13 protein-coding genes and 4 pseudogenes are annotated in these 15857 nt (G+C 71.9%); 13 read left to right on the forward strand and 4 right to left on the reverse strand.

Annotated features, from left to right (window positions below):
- The first annotated feature begins 67 nt into the window (after positions 1-67).
- Both Prum_RS22200 and Prum_RS22205 read left to right on the forward strand, forming a co-directional pair.
- Positions 68-1258, forward strand: a complete 1191-nt coding sequence (locus Prum_RS22200; protein ID WP_173084028.1) for a sensor histidine kinase — start codon at positions 68-70, stop codon at positions 1256-1258.
- A gap of 38 nt (positions 1259-1296) precedes the next feature.
- The gene (locus Prum_RS22205; RefSeq protein WP_173078260.1) at positions 1297-1980 is read left to right on the forward strand and encodes a response regulator; all 684 of its coding nucleotides are present in this window, start codon (positions 1297-1299) and stop codon (positions 1978-1980) included.
- 5 nt (positions 1981-1985) lie between these two features.
- Here the strand turns inward: Prum_RS22205 and Prum_RS22210 are convergent.
- A pseudogene (locus tag Prum_RS22210) lies at positions 1986-2809 on the reverse strand (DUF3109 family protein).
- Between the two features lie 38 nt (positions 2810-2847).
- Here Prum_RS22210 and Prum_RS22215 point away from each other — a divergent pair.
- Together Prum_RS22215 and Prum_RS22220 are read left to right on the forward strand one after the other, a co-directional pair.
- Positions 2848-3792: a Ppx/GppA phosphatase family protein gene (locus tag Prum_RS22215; protein ID WP_173078261.1), complete on the forward strand. Its 945-nt coding sequence runs from the start codon at positions 2848-2850 to the stop codon at positions 3790-3792.
- Between the two features lie 16 nt (positions 3793-3808).
- On the forward strand, positions 3809-4618 hold the full coding sequence (locus Prum_RS22220) for a sugar phosphate isomerase/epimerase family protein (RefSeq protein WP_173078262.1): 810 nt from the start codon (positions 3809-3811) through the stop codon (positions 4616-4618).
- On the opposite strand, the gene Prum_RS22225 is transcribed toward Prum_RS22220, so the two are convergent.
- On the reverse strand, positions 4605-5141 hold the full coding sequence (locus tag Prum_RS22225) for a CGNR zinc finger domain-containing protein (RefSeq protein ID WP_173078263.1): 537 nt from the start codon (positions 5139-5141) through the stop codon (positions 4605-4607). The genes Prum_RS22220 and Prum_RS22225 overlap by 14 nt on opposite strands.
- A gap of 91 nt (positions 5142-5232) precedes the next feature.
- Here Prum_RS22225 and Prum_RS22230 point away from each other — a divergent pair, with 91 nt between their 5' ends.
- From Prum_RS22230 to Prum_RS22270, 9 genes and pseudogenes are all read left to right on the forward strand, one after another.
- Positions 5233-6153, forward strand: coding sequence for a proline dehydrogenase family protein (locus Prum_RS22230; protein ID WP_173078264.1), 921 nt, complete (start codon positions 5233-5235; stop codon positions 6151-6153).
- A 56-nt stretch (positions 6154-6209) separates the two neighbouring features.
- Entirely contained in the window at positions 6210-7442 is a 1233-nt protein-coding gene (locus Prum_RS22235; protein WP_173078265.1) for a hypothetical protein, read from the forward strand.
- 1 nt (position 7443) lies between these two features.
- A complete protein-coding gene (locus Prum_RS22240) occupies positions 7444-8787 on the forward strand; it encodes an efflux RND transporter periplasmic adaptor subunit (RefSeq protein WP_173078266.1) in 1344 nt (447 codons plus the stop codon).
- Positions 8784-9449: pseudogene (locus Prum_RS22245) on the forward strand (ABC transporter ATP-binding protein); the annotation flags it as partial. The gene Prum_RS22240 and the pseudogene Prum_RS22245, both read left to right, overlap by 4 nt.
- The gene (locus tag Prum_RS22250) at positions 9449-10633 is read left to right on the forward strand and encodes an ABC transporter permease (protein WP_173078268.1); all 1185 of its coding nucleotides are present in this window, start codon (positions 9449-9451) and stop codon (positions 10631-10633) included. The pseudogene Prum_RS22245 and the gene Prum_RS22250, both read left to right, overlap by 1 nt.
- A gap of 710 nt (positions 10634-11343) precedes the next feature.
- Positions 11344-11555, forward strand: a pseudogene (locus tag Prum_RS22255) (helix-turn-helix domain-containing protein).
- 53 nt (positions 11556-11608) lie between these two features.
- Complete coding sequence (locus Prum_RS22260; RefSeq protein WP_007465623.1) at positions 11609-11710, forward strand: 30S ribosomal protein bS22; 102 nt, start codon at positions 11609-11611, stop codon at positions 11708-11710.
- Positions 11711-11757: 47 nt separating this feature from the next.
- A complete protein-coding gene (locus Prum_RS22265; RefSeq protein WP_246278031.1) occupies positions 11758-12816 on the forward strand; it encodes an NAD-dependent epimerase/dehydratase family protein in 1059 nt (352 codons plus the stop codon).
- Between the two features lie 77 nt (positions 12817-12893).
- A pseudogene (locus Prum_RS22270) lies at positions 12894-13765 on the forward strand (lysophospholipid acyltransferase family protein).
- On the opposite strand, the gene Prum_RS22275 reads toward Prum_RS22270, so the two are convergent.
- Both Prum_RS22275 and Prum_RS22280 read right to left on the reverse strand, forming a co-directional pair.
- On the reverse strand, positions 13762-14823 hold the full coding sequence (locus Prum_RS22275; protein WP_173078269.1) for a hypothetical protein: 1062 nt from the start codon (positions 14821-14823) through the stop codon (positions 13762-13764). The pseudogene Prum_RS22270 and the gene Prum_RS22275 sit on opposite strands and share 4 nt — an antisense overlap.
- Positions 14820-15767, reverse strand: a complete 948-nt coding sequence (locus Prum_RS22280) for an HAD family hydrolase (RefSeq protein ID WP_173078270.1) — start codon at positions 15765-15767, stop codon at positions 14820-14822. Before Prum_RS22280 ends, Prum_RS22275 begins: the two co-directional genes overlap by 4 nt.
- Between the last annotated feature and the right edge of the window lie 90 nt (positions 15768-15857).

Genomic DNA, 15857 nt, shown 5'->3' on the forward strand with positions numbered 1-15857 from the left:
ACTGGGTTAACAATGACCCTACGATCGCGTCGTGGCATGGACGAGGTTCGCGACCCTGGGTCGCTTGATGCCCTCGATAGGAGGGGCGACAGGCGTTCACGACCAAGGGAGGCCCGCCATCGCCAATGATCAACAAGGCTCGCTCCCCGGAATGGGCCGCAAGAGCCTCGACGCGCTCCGGGTCGGCGTCATCGTGCTCGACCAGGACGACGTACCCGTCCTGGTGAACCCGGCCGCACGGGCGATGGGCCTGCTGCGCGCCGGAGCCCAGCCCGGCACCATCGCCGCGCACCCGCTCGTGCGCACGCTCGCCGGCCAGGTGCGCCGCACGGGCGTACGGCGTGAGGTGGAGCTGGACCTGCCGCGGGGCCGGGAGGGCGGGCCGCAGTCCCCGCTCGGCGTGCACCTGCGCGCGGTCGCGCTCGGGGCCAACTACGTCTCCGTCGAAGCCGCCGACGTGACCGAGTCGCACCGGGTCGACCGGGTACGGCGGGACTTCGTGGCGAACGTCAGCCACGAGCTGAAGACCCCGATCGGCGCGCTGCAACTGCTCGCCGAGGCCCTGCTGGACGCCACCGACCCGGACAGCGTGACCACGGACCCGGCCGAGGACGTGGCGGCCGCCCGGCGCTTCGCCGAGCGGATCCACACCGAGTCGACCCGGCTCGGCCGGCTGGTCAACGAGCTGCTGGAGCTCACCCGGCTGCAGGGCGCCGAGCCGCTGCCGGCGCCCGAACCGGTCTCGGTCGACTGGGTGCTCGCGGAGGTCATCGACCGGACCCGGACGGCCGCGTCCGCCCGCGGCATCGAGGTCAACGTCGAAGGCCAGCGCGGCCTGACCGTGTACGGCAGTGACAGCCAGATCGCCACGGCGGTGGCCAACCTGGTGGAGAACGCGGTCGCCTACTCGGCCGAGGACACCACGGTGGACGTCGTCACCCGCGGTGACAACGAATCGATCGAGATTGCGGTGACCGACCAGGGCATCGGGATCGGGCCGAGCGACCTCGACCGGATCTTCGAGCGGTTCTACCGGGCCGATCAGGCGCGCTCCCGGGCGACCGGCGGCACCGGTCTTGGCCTGGCGATTGTCAAGCACATCGCGACCAACCATGGCGGCCGGGTGGAGGTGTCGAGCAGACTGGGCGGAGGGTCGACGTTCACCATCCGGCTGCCCGCGCGTCCGCCGGACGCCGTTCTGCCGCTACCGCCGTCGGTTGAGATCGAGGCCGGTCCGGCCGAGCTCCGACAGAACTGACGGGGCAGGCCGGACGAAGGAAACAGGAGGAAAGTCAGTTGGCCCGCGTGCTCGTGGTCGAGGATGAGGAGTCTTTCTCCGACGCCTTGTCCTACATGCTCCGCAAGGAGGGATTCGAGGTCTCGGTCGCCGCGACCGGCACCTCGGCCCTGACCGAGTTCGACCGCACCGGTGCGGACATCGTGCTGCTCGACCTGATGCTGCCCGAGATGTCGGGCACCGAGGTGTGTCGCCAGCTTCGCCAGCGCTCGCACGTACCGATCATCATGGTGACCGCGCGGGACAGCGAGATCGACAAGGTGGTCGGTCTGGAGATCGGCGCCGACGACTACGTCACCAAGCCGTACTCACCGCGCGAGCTGGTGGCCCGGATCCGGGCGGTGCTGCGGCGGCAGAGCGTCGACGCGGTCGAGCTGTCCGCGCCCACGCTGGCCGCCGGGCCGGTACGCATGGACGTGGAGCGCCACGTGGTGACCGTCGCCGGTGCCGCCGTGCAGCTGCCGCTCAAGGAGTTCGAGCTGCTGGAGTTGCTGCTGCGCAACGCGGGTCGAGTGTTGACCCGGGGCCAGCTCATCGACCGGGTCTGGGGCGCGGACTACGTCGGCGACACCAAGACCCTCGACGTACACGTGAAGCGGCTGCGCTCCAAGGTCGAGCCCGAGCCCAGCGCGCCCCGCTACATCGTCACGGTCCGCGGGCTGGGCTACAAGTTCGAGCCCTAAGGCACCTACCGACTCTTCTTCGATCGCGAAGCGGCCTCCGTGGCCGGGTGCGTGGCCACCAGCCCGCGCTTGGCCCGGGCCGCGCACAGCTCGGCCAGCTTGGCGTACGCGGCCTTGCCGATCAGGGCGGTCAGCTCCGGCTCGTACGACAGGTACATCGCCTCGGTGCCCACGTGCGCCTCGGGGAGGACGTGCACCACCAGTCGAGGTCGTGGCCGCCGGAGCCCCAGCCGCGCCGGTCGAACTCGGTCAGCGTGGACACCAGGACCTTGGTGCCGTCGGGCCGTTTGGTCCACTCCTGCTCGCGGCGCACCGGGAGCTGCCAGCAGACGTCCGGCTTGTACTCCAGCGGGTGCACCCCGTCGCGCAGCGCCTGCGCGTGCAGCGCACAGCCGCCGCCGCCCGCGAAGTCGGCGTCGTTGAGGAACACGCACGGTCCCTCCTCGCCCTGCGTGGCGGTGCGGCGGGCCGGGCTCGTGCCGTCGATCGAGTCCATCTCGGTGTAGTTCTTGAAGCCGCGGCGGTAGTGCTGCCAGGTCTCCGGTGTCAGCCGCTTGACGGCCACCTTGACCCGGTTTTCGTCGTCGGCGTCGGTGAAGAACGCGCCATGAGAACAGCACCCGTCGGCCGCGCGGCCGGCGATGATGCCGTGGCACGCCTTGCCGAACACGCAGGTCCAGCGGGACAGCAGCCAGGTCAGGTCGGCGCGTACCAGATGTTTCGGGTCCTCGGGGTCGGCGAATTCGATCCACTCGCGCGGGAAGTCGAGGGCGACCTCCTTGCTGCGCGGGTCCTGGGGGTCGTCGACGAGGACGTGCAGGCTTGCCACCTGGCCAGCTTACGCCGCTGGCCCCTTATGGTTTGAGTATGCGGCTGGGTGTCCTTGACGTTGGTTCCAATACCGTGCACCTGCTGGTCGTGGACGCCCATCACGGCGCCCATCCGTGGCCAGCCCACTCCGAGAAGGCGGTGCTCCGCCTCGCCGAGCAGATCGGCAAGGACGGCGCGCTCACCAAGACCGGCGCCGACTCGCTGGTCAAGGCCGCCTCCGACGCCATGACCGCCGCCGCGCGGCTGGTCACCGACGATCTGCTGGCCTTCGCGACGTCCGCGGTCCGCGACGCCACCAACTCCGCCGCGGTCCTGTCGCGGGTCCGGGCCGAGACAGGGGTACGTCTTCAGGTGCTCAGCGGCGCCGACGAGGCGCGCATGACGTTCCTCGCCGTGCGCCGCTGGTTCGGCTGGTCCGCCGGCCGGCTGCTGGTGCTGGACATCGGCGGCGGCTCGCTGGAACTGGCGGCCGGCATCGACGAGGACCCTGGCCTGGCCATGTCGCTGCCGCTGGGCGCCGGCCGGCTGACCCGCGACCGGCTCAACGTGGACGGCGACACCGCCGCGCCGCCGCCGAATCACCGGGTCGAGGAGCTTCGGGAGTACGTCGAGGACATGCTCGACCCGGCGGTGGAGAAACTGTCCGAGTACGGCTGGGAGCGGCCGGTCGCCACGTCGAAGACGTTCCGGTCGCTGGCCCGGCTGGCCGGTGCCGCGCCCTCGGCGGCCGGGCTGTGGGCGCCGCGCCGGCTGCACCGCGACGGGCTCCGCCAGGTGCTGGGCTTCATCCGGCACATCCCGCCGAGCGAACTGTCCGGTTTGGAGGGTGTCAGCGCCCGCCGCGCCCACCAGTTGCTCGCCGGCGCGATCGTGGCCGAGGCGACCATGCGCCGGCTCGACATCGACGCGCTCGACATCTGCCCGTGGGCGCTGCGGGAGGGTGTCATCCTGAGGCGCCTCGACCAGCTTGAACCGGCCTAGCGATACGCTGGTTTGTGTGAGTTCCCGCGTGCCCGTACTCCTATCAAGCTCCTCGGTCTTTCCCGAGCCGACGGCGGCGGCCTTCGAGCTGGCCGCCAGCCTGGGCTACGACGGCATCGAGGTGATGGTCTGGACCGACGCGGTCAGCCAGGACGCCGGAGCCCTGCGCGGCCTGTCCGCGCACTACGGGGTGCCGGTGCTCTCCGTGCACGCGCCGTGCCTGCTGGTGACTCAGCGGGTGTGGAGCTCGGACCCGTGGGAGCGGCTGCGCCGGGCGGCCGTGCTGGCCGAGACGCTCGGCGCGCCGACGGTGGTCGTGCACCCGCCGTTCACCTGGCAGCGCGACTACGCCCGGACGTTCGGCACCGGCCTGGCTCGGCTCGTGGCCAAGCATCCGGACGTCCGGTTCGCGGTGGAAAACATGTATCCGGTGCGGATGGCCGGCCGGGAGTTCGTGCCGTACGTCCCGGGCTGGGACCCGACCGAGACCGGCTACGACGCGTACACGCTTGATCTTTCGCACTGCGCGGCGTCGCGCAGCGACCCGCTGGCGATGGCCGACGCGATGGGGTCCCAGCTGGCCCACGTGCACCTGGGCGACGGCACCGGCGAGGGCCGGGACGAGCACCTCGTGCCGGGGCGGGGTGGCCAGCCGTGCGGCGAGCTGCTCGCGTCGCTGGCGGGCCGCGGCTTCACCGGCTCGGTGGCCGTCGAGGTGGCCACGCGCAAGGCGAGCAGCCGCGCGGTCCGCGAGGCGGACCTGCGCGAGTCGCTCGCCTTCGCGAGGCAATACCTGGGTACGCCCACCCCGGCTACACCGTTGTGAGCAGCTTTTCCTTCTTGCGTGCCCGGTGGGCCGCCACGTGCGAGCGGGTCGCACAGCGCTCCGAGCAGAAACGACGGCAGTTGTTGGACGAGGTGTCCAGGTAGACGTTGCCGCAGCGCTCGTCGGCGCACACGCCGAACCGGGCGCTGCCGTACTCGCACAGCCACACCGACAGGCCCCAGACCGCGCCGGCGAGGTATTCGGAGCTGACCGAGGCGCCCCGGCTGGTCACGTGCATGTGCCAGTCGTTGGCGTCGTGACCGGAGATCCGCGGCTGGACCGGAAACGTCTCAAGCAGCGTATTGAGCTCGGTGACCGCGTCGGCGTCGCGGCCGGAGGTGCCGAACTCGAAGACGTCGCGCAGGCGCTTCTGCGCCCGGCGGAAGATGGCCAGATCCCGCTCGACCACCTCGGCCGCCATCCAGGAGTTCTCCTCGTTGAAGAGGCCCCTGAGGCTGTCGAGCTCGTCCAGCGACGCGTTGACAAGGTCAACTGCGGTCCTGGCGTAGGCGTCGAAGTTCACGTGACAACCGTAGACGACTCGGGGCGATCACGGCTGTGCTGGCTGGCGCTCACTACGCTCGTGTGAGGCCCCGGGGGGTTACGCTCGCCTCATGCTGCGATCGGTCATCCTCGCCGCCTCCCGGTCGTCCCGGATCGAACGGCTCGTCGAGACGGCCCCGCTCGCCCGCGGCGTGGTCCGGCGGTTCGTGCCGGGCGCGGCCGCCGACGACGCGCTGCGGGCCACCGGTGAGCTGGTCTCCGACGGCCTGTCGGTAAGCCTCGACCTGCTCGGCGAGGACACCGAGACGCCCGAGCAGGCGGCGGCCACCAAAGAGGCGTACGTCGAGCTGCTGGCCGCCCTGAAGGGGGCCGACCTGACCCCGGCGGCCGAGGTCAGCGTCAAGCTCTCCGCGCTCGGGCAGAAGTTCGACGAGCAACTCGCGTACGACGGCGCGCGCGCGATCTGCGCGGCGGCGAGCGAGGCGGGCACGACGGTCACCCTCGACGCCGAAGACCACACCACCACCGACTCGACCCTGGACATCCTGACCAAGCTGCGCACCGACTTCCCGACGACGGGTGCGGTGCTGCAGGCGTACCTGCGGCGGACCGAGGCGGACTGCCGGGAGCTGGCCACGGCCGGCTCGCGGGTACGGCTGTGCAAAGGGGCGTACAAGGAGCCGGAGTCGGTCGCGTACCAGTCCGCGCTGGACGTCGACAAGGCGTTCGTGCGCTGCCTCAACATCCTCATGTCGGGCGACGGCTACCCGATGCTGGCGACCCACGACCCGCGGCTGGTCGCGATCGGCGAGGACCGCGCCCGGTGGTTCGACCGCTCGCCGGACGAGTTCGAGTTCCAGTTCCTGTACGGGGTGCGCCCCGAGGAGCAGGCCCGGCTGGCCGCCGAGGGGTACACCGTGCGGATCTACCTGCCGTACGGCAACCAGTGGTACGCGTACCTGATGCGCCGGCTCGCCGAGCGCCCGGCGAATCTTGGCTTCTTCCTCCGGGCACTGCGTTCCAAGCGATAGCTGTACTCTCCCGTCGTGAACCCCCCGCGTCGATGGCCCCTCTGGCTGGCCCTGGGGTGGTCGTCGCGCTGGCGCTGTGCTCGGTGCCGGTCGTCGTGACGGTGACCCTGCTGGCCCGCCAACCGCGCGCGTCCGCCAGCCCCACCCCGGTCGAGGTGCACAGTCCGCGACCGGGTGACCCGGAGTCGATGACCCAGCTGTGGCTGCGCGAGCAGATCATGGCGGTCCTCACCCAGCAGGCCGGCGCCCTGCTGCGCGGCGACGAGCGCGGCTTCCTCGCGGCCGCCGAGCCCAAGTCGGCCGCGGTCGGCGTGCTGCGTCGGCAGTTCCGGTCGCTGCGGGCGCTGAAGGTCGCGGCCTGGCAGCCGAAGATCACCGACCTGCCGGCCCGGGTCGGCACCGAGTGGCGGGTACCGGTGACGTTCGGGCACTGCTTCGTCGAGTCCGGGTGCGATCCGGGGCCGGTGCGGATCGAGACGCGATGGGTCGAGGGGTCGGGCGTGCCGCGGCTGGTCGCCGTACAACCGTCGCCGTCCGTGCAGGACGGACCGCGCCCCTGGGAGGTCAGCGACCTGGTCGTCGCCGTCGGCAAGCGCACGGTGGTCGCCACCACCGCCGCCAACAAGTCCAAGCTCGCCGCGGTGCTGGCCGAGGCCGAGCGGGCCGCCGAGGTCGCCGACCGGTACGCCGTCGACGGCACGCCTCCGCACTACTACGAGATCTTCTACGCCGGCCAGGCGGAGTGGAAGCGGTGGTACGGCGGCGACCGGCCGGAGTGGACGGCCGGGTACGCGGTGCCGGTGGGCGGCGGCCACTACGACGTGGTGCTCAACGGCAAGGACCTGCACAGCACCGTCCTGGACGACCTGTTGCGGCACGAGATGACCCACGCGTCGTCGCTGCCTGGCAGCGGCTCGCGTACCGGCGAGAACTGGTGGCTGGTCGAGGGCGTGGCCGACCTCGCGGCGGCCGGCGGGCGCCCGGTCGGCCGGTACGAAAGCCTGCCCGACGTCCAGAGGCTCGTCGCGGGCGGCTGGAACGGGCCGCTCACCAAGGCCGAACCGGGCGCCGGGGCGGCCGACTGGCAGGTCAGCGCCGCGTACGGGGTCGGATATCTGGCGGTCCGGCACCTCGTGGACCGCTTCGGTGAGCAGGCCCTGCTCGCGTTCTTCAAGGCGGTCATCCACGAGCGAAAGTCGCCGGAGCAGGCGTCGACCGAGGTGTTCGGCGAGCCCTGGCAGGCACTGCACGACGACTGCGTCTCGTACGTCCGGAGCGCCGCCTCGTAGCATGGTCGGCGTGCCTGGCGCCCCCTCGCCTCCCAGGTTGGCCGTGCTCGCCGTCGCGTCGGTTGTCGCGCTCGGTGCCACCGCCGCGTCCTGCGGCAACGATGAGTCCCCGGTCGCGCTCGGCAACGCCGCGCGCGGCACCGTCGCCGAGGTGGTCGACGCCCCGGCCGCCGTCACGGCCAAGGCCGCGGCCACGCTGACCGCGCCCGCGGACGGCACGCTCGCCACGCTCCGCGTACGGGCGGGAGACTCGGTGCGGCGCGGCCAGGTGCTGGCGGTTGTTGACTCGCCGACCGCGAAGGCCCGGCTGAAGCAGGCCAAGCAGGCGCTCGACGCGGCCCGTCGGGCGGGCGGCGGCTTCGGTGGCGGCGTCAACCTGTCCGGCGTGCAGCGCGAGACCGACAAGGCGGCCGCGGCGGCGTTCGACGCCGCGCGGGACGCCGCCGGGAAGATCGCCGACCAGCACGTCCGCGGCGTGCTCCTGGCCCAGGTCGACGCCGCGCAGAAGCAGTACGAGACCGCCGCGCGCGCCGCCGGCCAGGCCGTCCGGGCGGTGCAGCGCGGCGTCGCCGGGCTCAGCTCCGCGATGAGCGCGCTGTCCGCCGCGCAACGCCTCCAGGCACAGCAGGCGTACGACCTTGCGAAGTCCACCGTGGACGCGTTGACGCTGCGGGCGCCGATCCCGGGCGTGGTGCAGCTCGGTGGTACGTCTACGGCCACCACCCCTTCCTTCGCGGACCTGTTGGGCGGCGCGGCCGCATCCTTGCCGGCCGCACCCGCGGTGGCCGGCGTCGATGTGGCCATTCCGGTGGGCGGCCAGGTGACCGCGGGCACCGCCGTGCTGACCGTCGTCGACGTGTCCGCCCTCGGGCTGGTCGCCGAGGTGGACGAGACCGACATCCTGCTGGTGCGGCAGGGCCTCGCGGCGACAGTGGAGCTGGACGCGGCGACCGGAGCGACGTACACCGGCGAGGTGCGCTCGGTCGACGTACTGCCGACCTCGTCGGCGCGCGGCGGCGTGGCGTACCGGGTCCGGCTGGCGCTCGGCGCCGGGGCGTACGGCGACGGCCGGGAGGCACCCGCACCCCGCCCCGGCATGAGCGCGGTCGTCCACCTCCAGGTCCGCGAGGCCGCCGACGCGATCACCGTCCCCGCGGCGGCGGTCTTCTCCGCGGACGGGCGCGACGCCGTGTGGGTGGTCCGCGGCGGCAAGGCCGAACGCGTCGACGTGACCGTCGGCGTGCAGGGGCAGGACCTGGTGCAGATCGTCGCCGGCGTGGCCGACGGCGAGCGGGTGGTCGTCCGCGGCACCGACCAGGTACGCCCCGGCCAAGAGGTTTCATGACGGTCCAGGCGTCGGACGTCACGCGGACGTACGAGCTGGACGGGGTGTCCGTGCCCGCCCTGCGCGGCGTCTCGCTGGAGATCGCGGTCGGCGACTATGTGGCGGTCGTGGGGCCGTCCGGGTCGGGCAAGTCCACGCTCATGCACCTGCTCGGCGGGCTCGACCGGCCGAGCAGCGGCCGCCTCGTCATCGGCGGGCGCGACGTGGCGGGCCTGTCCGCGCCGGAGATGGCCCGGCTGCGCAACGAGACCATCGGCTTCGTGTTCCAGGCGTTCCACCTGCTGCCGCGTACGACCGCGGTGGACAACGTGGCGCTGCCGCTCGTCTACCGGGGCCTCGGCGCCCGCCAGCGCCGCGCACGGGCCACGGCGATGCTGGAACGGGTCGGGCTCGGCCATCGCCTGCACCACCGACCCAACCAGCTCTCCGGCGGCGAGCAGCAGCGGGTGGCGATCGCTCGGGCGCTGGTCACCGATCCGTCCGTACTCCTGGCGGACGAGCCGACCGGTAACCTCGACACGGTCACCGGCGAGGCCGTGCTGGGCCTGCTGGAGGAGCTGAACGCCGCGTCCGGCGTGGCGCTCGTCCTGGTGACCCACGACCGGGACGTGGCCGCCCGGGCGCGCCGCCAGATCGTGATGCGCGACGGCGTGATCGTTTCATGAGATTGGTCGAAGCCTGGCGGGTAGCCCTGGACGCCTTGCGCGCCAACCGGTTGCGCAGCGGGCTGACCATGCTCGGCGTGGTGATCGGTGTCGCCGCCGTCGTCGTGCTGGTCGCGATCGGCACCGGCGCCAAGCGGGAGGTGGAGCAGCAGGTCGAGGGGCTCGGCTCCAACCTGCTGATCGTCGTACCGGGGCGGCTGGAGTTCAACTCCGCGCCCTCCGTGTCCCGCCTGACACTGTCCGATGTGGACGCGGTGACGCGTGTGGTCGGCGACCCGTCGCGGGTGGCGGTGACCGTCACCTCCGGCGAGACGGTACGCGCCGGCACCCGGTCGACGTTCACCACCGTGCAGGGCGTGCTGGAGACGACGCCCCAGGTGTTCGTCCGCTCCATGGGCCGGGGCAGCTACCTGACATCGTCCGATGTGGACACCGCCCGGCGGGTGGCGGTCCTCGGGTCGACCGTCGCCCGTACCCTCTTCGGCGACCGCGACCCCGTCGGGCAGCAGGTCTCCGTCGCGGGCGTGCGATTCCGGGTGATCGGGGTCTTCGCACCGCTCGGCCAGAGCCTCGGCGTGGACCGGGACGACGAGGTGCACATCCCGGTGACGACCGCCCACCGCCTCTACGGAACCAACCGCATCGACGGCATCGCGGTCAAGGCGCCCGACCGGGATCGGATCGACGAACTGGGCGAGCGCATCGTCGCCGAGCTGGGGTCGCGGCACCCGGATACGGAGTTCAGCGCCGTCACGCAGGAGCAGATCCTCGGCGTACTCGGCGACATCCTGGGCGTGCTGACCGGCGTACTGGCCGCGATCGCCGGCATCTCGCTGCTCGTGGGCGGGGTCGGCGTGTCCAACATCATGCTGGTCTCCGTACGCGAACGCACCCGCGAGATCGGGCTGCGCAAGGCGGTCGGCGCCCGGCCGCGGGACATCGGCGTGCAGTTCCTCCTGGAGGCGGTGCTGCTCACGACGTTGGGCGGCGTCACGGGAATGGCGCTCGGCGTGGGCGCGGCACTCCTGGTGGGACGCTGGTCCCCCGTACCGGCCGCGATCACGTGGTGGTCGCTGGCGCTCGCGTTCGGCGTGTCCGCCGCGGTCGGCATCGTCTTCGGCGTAGTCCCCGCCCAACGCGCGGGCCGCCTAGACCCCGTAGTAGCCCTCCGCACCGAGTAACCCCCGCCCCCGCCTCCCCTTTGCGCGTGCCCCTCTGTGCGTGCCCCTGATTGCGCGTCGATCAAGGGCATATGGCCGTGCTTTGATCTCCAATCCACGACCGTTTGCCCTTGATCGACGCGGAAGTCCTTGATCGACGGCACACGGCGCGCGCTGCCGCCCGATCACGGCGGTGATTACGGAGCAAGCGCCCATGTTGGCCGGCGGGCGTGAGTGGGGCGCCCCGGTACCCGCTTCGGCGTGCATAGGGGACCCCTGTTGGGGCGCGGCGCATGCCAACAAGGGCGGCCCATTGGCGCCCGACGAGCCCCGAGCCCTCGCGTGCTCGGCCCTCGCGCCGATCAAGGGAAACGGCGTCGATCAAGGGCAAACGGTCGTGGAAAAGAGATCAAAGCACGACCATTTGCCCTTGATCGACGGGAAGAGGGGCGGGAAGAGGGGCGGGAAGAGGGGCGGGAAGAGGGGCGGGAAGAGGGGCGGGCAGAGGGGCGGGAAGGGGGCATCGCGGGGGTGTCCGGAATGGGGGATGAATGGGGGAAATATGCGGTCCGTGCGGAGTGGCGACTTGACGGATCATGATCAAATGCTTGAAGGGATCGCGTGGGTCACAGCCGTCCCGGTACCGTACTAGTTACACGCGCGTTGCCCGCTGCGGCGCGGGAAAATCCCGTCCGGCGGCACGCGTCCGGGATGGGATGGGTTGGTGAGCCATGGCAGGATCACCACAGTCCGAGGGCAGGCTGTCGGAGGTCAAGTTCCTGACCGTCGCCGAGGTGGCGACGCTCATGCGAGTCTCGAAGATGACCGTCTACCGGCTGGTGCACTCTGGCGAGTTGACCGCGGTACGGGTTGGCCGGTCGTTCCGGGTGCCCGAGCACGCGGTGCATGAATACCTTCGGGGGCGTTCCAAGAGTCGGCGTAGCAGGGGCTACCCTGGTGTCCGCTGTCTAGCGCTCGTGATGGGAAGGCTTACGTATGGGCTCGGTTGTCAAGAAGCGCCGCAAGCGCATGGCTAAGAAGAAGCACCGCAAGCTGCTGCGTAAGACCCGCGTCCAGCGTCGTCGTCTCGGCAAGTAGCCACGTCCGGACCACGCGCCGGGCGAGGCACGAAACGTGAGGTGGCGGTGACAGCCGCCTTGGGTGTCGTCGTGGTGACCGGCATCGGCCGGTTCCTCGGCGCGCATGTTGCCGCCCGTCTAGCGGCGGACGAACGCGTCGGTCGCGTGGTGGGGCTCGACCCAAACGAGCTCACGCCTGAGGTCGCGGCCATGCTGACCGACGTGGAGCACGTGCGCGCCGACGCGGGCTCGGCCAACACCGTCCTCGCCGACTTGGGCGCGGAGGTGGTGGTGCACCTCGCACTCGTCACCGCGGCCGAGCCGCAGCACGGCGGGCGGGCGGCGATGAAGGAGCAGAACGTCATCGGGACGATGCAGCTCCTCGCCGCCTGCCAGCAGGCGCCGCGGCTGCGCAAGCTGGTGATGCGTTCGTCCACCGCGGCGTACGGGGCGTCGTTCCGCGACCCGGCCGTCTTCACCGAGGACACCGAGCCGCGCCAGGTGCCGCGGGGCGGATTCGCGCGCGACATCCTCGACGTCGAGGGCTACCTGCGCGGGTTCCGCCGCCGCCGGCCGGACGTCAGCGCGACCGTGCTCCGCTTCGCGCCGTTCATCGGATCGACGGCCGCCACGACGCTGACCCGCTACTTCGCCCAGCCGATCGTCCCCACGGTGCTCGGCCGCGACCCGCGGCTGCAGTTCGTCCACATCGACGACGCGCTGGAAGTGCTGCACCGGTCCGTGGTCGAGGACCACCCGGGGACGTACAACGTCGCGGGCGCCGGCGTGCTCGCGCTCTCCCAAGCCATCCGGCGGGCCGGCCGGGTCGCGCTGCCGGTCTTCGAGCCCGGCCTCTCGGCCGCCGCGACGCTCGCCGGCGGCCTGCGGGTCGGGCGCTACGGGCTCGACCAGCTCGATCTTTTCGTGCACGGCCGGGTGGTCGACACGACCAAGCTCATCAACGAGTACGGCTACGAGCCGCGCACCACGGCCGTCGCGTTCGACGACTTCATCCGCGGGAACGCCGACCGCGCACTGATGACCGCCGAGCGCCTCGCGACCGCCGAGCAGATCATCCTCGACGGCATCCGCCGGGTACGCGCCGCCGCCCAGGAGCAGCCGTGACGGATCACAAGCGACTCGTCGTACCCCCGTCTGAACCGACCGACGAGCTGGAGCGGCCGGCGCGGCGCAACGGGCACGTGCCCGGGCCCGCGGTCGAAGACCGGCCGGGCGACGTGTGGGACAAGCGCGTCGCGTCCGGGCTGGCGTTCCTGCGCCGCAGGATGTCGGGGCAGTACGAGGTGGACGAGTTCGGCTTCGACGCGGAGCTGACCGACCAGGTCTTCTACCCGGTGCTGCGGCTGCTGTACCGGGACTGGTTCCGCACCGAGGTCTTCGGGCGGAGCACATCCCGGAGGACGGCGCCGGGCTGGTGGTCGGCAACCACTCGGGCACCGTCGCGATGGACGCGCTGATGCTGTCGATCGCGGTGCACGACGAGCACCCGAAGGCGCGCCACCTGCGGTTGCTGGGCGCGGATCTGGTGTTCCGGATGCCGGTGCTCTCGGAGCTGACCCGCAAGTCAGGCGGGACGGTGGCGTGCAACGCGGACGCCGAGCGGCTGCTACACACCGGCGAGCTGGTGGGCGTCTTCCCGGAGGGGTTCAAGGGCGTCGGCAAGCACTACCGCGACCGGTACAAGCTGCAGCGGTTCGGGCGCGGCGGGTTCGTGTCGGCGGCGCTGCGCACCGGTACGCCGATCGTGCCCGTGGCGATCGTCGGCGCCGAGGAGATCTATCCGATCCTGGCCGACCTCAAGCCGCTGGCCCGCCTGCTCAAGCTGCCGTACTTCCCGGTCACGCCGACGTTTCCCTGGCTGGGACCGCTCGGGCTGGTGCCGCTGCCGAGCAAGTGGCTGATCGAGTTCTGCCCGCCGATCCCGACGGCCGACCTGGTCGACTCCGCGGACGACCCGATGGTGATCTTCAACCTCGCCGATCAGGTGCGCGAGACGATCCAGCAGGCCCTGCACCGCCTACTGGAGCGCCGCCCCGACCCCTTCGGGCGTTAGGGCAGCGTCCGCAGGTCGAGGGAGTGCCAGGTGTCCTGAGTGGACCACCACAGCACGCCGCCCCGGCTCAGGACCATGCCGACCCCGTCGGCCACCACGACGGTTTGCTTCTTCTTCAGGTCGTACAGCAGGAGCTGGGTCGCGGTCTCCGACACCGACAGCACCTCGAAGCGGTCCTCCAACGCCACGTCGATGACCGAGGCGGTCGCCGCACCGCCGGCCACCTGCTGGCGGTCGCTGCCATCCGGTCGCATCAGGTCGATGCGGGACGGGCCGTCGCCGGCGAGGACGAGCACGCGGCACCAGGCCGGCCCGCAGGTGGCCAGCTCGGTCGGCGCGGCGTCCACTGTGTACACCTGACGGGTGTCCAGGTTGAGCAGCTGCACCGGGCCGGTCTGGCCGCTGCCGGCGCTGACCAGCCAGGGCCAGCCGGACAGCGCCCACGAGCCCGGCTCGGTGCGTACCGTCACGGCGCCGCCGGCCAATGGCACCGAGCGGATCTCGGTCGCTTCCGACTTACTGGGTGCCACGGCCACCCAGTAAAGGCGGCCATCGGAGGTCACCAGGTCGTACTGGGAGTTGAAGAAGACCACGTCGCCGGTGTCGGCGGTGAGCTGGCGGGGCGCGCCGCCGGATACCACGTTGGCTGCCCACAGGCGGGTGTGCGCGGCGCCGTCCTCGTCGGTGACGGACTCGGCCCAGGCCACCTCGTCGCCGGCCCGGACGAAGCCGGCGAACTGCGGGGTGCTGTCGGCCGGCAGGCGCCGCAGTTCGCGTACGGCGCCGTCCGCGCCGCGCAGCACCAGCCGCTGCATGCTCCCGCCGGGGTCCGGCGCCGTGCCCAGCGAGGCCCGCGCGTCCAGGAAGAAGAGCGGACTGTACGCCGGGCCGTCCGGCAGGTTGCCGTCGACGTCGGCGCGGGCGGCCTCGGGCCAGACCTGCTCGACGGTACGCGGCTGCGCCGGCCCGGCCGGCGCGGATGACCCGTGCGGCGTCAGGACGAGCAGGACACCGGCCGCGGCCAGCGCCACCGCGAGCCCAACGAGCCGCAGCCTCACCGGCGCCGGTGGCGGCGGCGCGCGGCGAGCCCGGCGGTGACCGCGCCGACCAGGACGCCCGTCGCCAGCGTCGCCGGCACGGCGATCTTGGCGGCCTTGCGTCCGGTGCGGAAGTCGCGGATCTCCCAGCCACGCTCCCGCGCCGTGGACCGCAGCGCGCTGTCGGGGTTGACCGCGACCGCGTGGCCGACCGCGGAGAGCATGGGTACGTCGTTGGACGAGTCGCTGTAGGCCGTGCAGCGGGCCAGGTCGAGCCCTTCCACGGTGGCGAGCTGCGCGATCGCGTCGGCCTTCGCCGGCCCGTGCATCAGGTCGCCCACCAGCCGTCCGGTGTACGCGCCGTCGCGTACCTCGGCGACGGTGCCGACCGCGCCGGTCAGGCCCAGCCGCTGGGCGATCACCCGGCCCAGCTCGACCGGTGCCGCGGTGACCAGCCACACCCGCTGGCCGGCGTCGAGGTGCAGTTGGGCGAGCGCGCGGGTGCCGGTCCAGATCCGTTCGGCCATCAGCTCGTCGAAGATCTCTTCGCTGAGCCGCTCCATGTCCTCGACCAGCCAGCCCTCGACGAAGGCGAGCGCGGCGTTCTTGGCCTGCGACATGTCGCCGGCGTTCTCCCGGGCGAGCAGCCGGAACCGGGCCTGCTGCCAGGCGAAGCGGGCCAGGTCGCCGGTGGTCAGGTACTTGCGGGCGGCCAGACCGCGGGCGAACCAGTAGATCGACGCGCCCTGCATCATCGTGTTGTCGACGTCGAAGAACGCCGCCGCCGACGGATCGGGCGGTACGGTCAACGCCGCTTCCAGGTCGGTGGCGGCCCATCCGGCTGTGTGGCCACGGGCGTCGGTGCTGACGGTCACCTTCTGTTTCCCAGCAACCCTGCGGGTACGCGCCACGCCTGGACCTCCTCTGGCTCGCTCCTTGCGAGGGTAGCGGGCCAGACTAAACATGGAGCTCAGCCGAGCAGGTCGCCAAGGATGCGGCCCAGGCCGTCGAGGAGGCCGTCGTCGGTGCTCGACGGGGACGGGGCGGGCTGGTCG

This window comes from Phytohabitans rumicis (genome assembly GCF_011764445.1).
Lineage (GTDB): Bacteria > Actinomycetota > Actinomycetes > Mycobacteriales > Micromonosporaceae > Phytohabitans > Phytohabitans rumicis.

What these genes read in the sequence shown, in the direction of transcription:
- Prum_RS22260 (WP_007465623.1), top strand. Translation starts at nt 11,609, where the DNA reads ATGGGCTCGGTTGTCAAGAAGCGCCGCAAGCGCATGGCTAAGAAGAAG.
- Prum_RS22240 (WP_173078266.1), top strand. Translation starts at nt 7,444, where the DNA reads ATGGTCGGCGTGCCTGGCGCCCCCTCGCCTCCCAGGTTGGCCGTGCTC.
- Prum_RS22230 (WP_173078264.1), top strand. Translation starts at nt 5,233, where the DNA reads ATGCTGCGATCGGTCATCCTCGCCGCCTCCCGGTCGTCCCGGATCGAA.
- Prum_RS22250 (WP_173078268.1), top strand. Translation starts at nt 9,449, where the DNA reads ATGAGATTGGTCGAAGCCTGGCGGGTAGCCCTGGACGCCTTGCGCGCC.
- Prum_RS22215 (WP_173078261.1), top strand. Translation starts at nt 2,848, where the DNA reads ATGCGGCTGGGTGTCCTTGACGTTGGTTCCAATACCGTGCACCTGCTG.
- Prum_RS22280 (WP_173078270.1), bottom strand. Translation starts at nt 15,767, where the DNA reads ATGTTTAGTCTGGCCCGCTACCCTCGCAAGGAGCGAGCCAGAGGAGGT.
- Prum_RS22200 (WP_173084028.1), top strand. Translation starts at nt 68, where the DNA reads ATGCCCTCGATAGGAGGGGCGACAGGCGTTCACGACCAAGGGAGGCCC.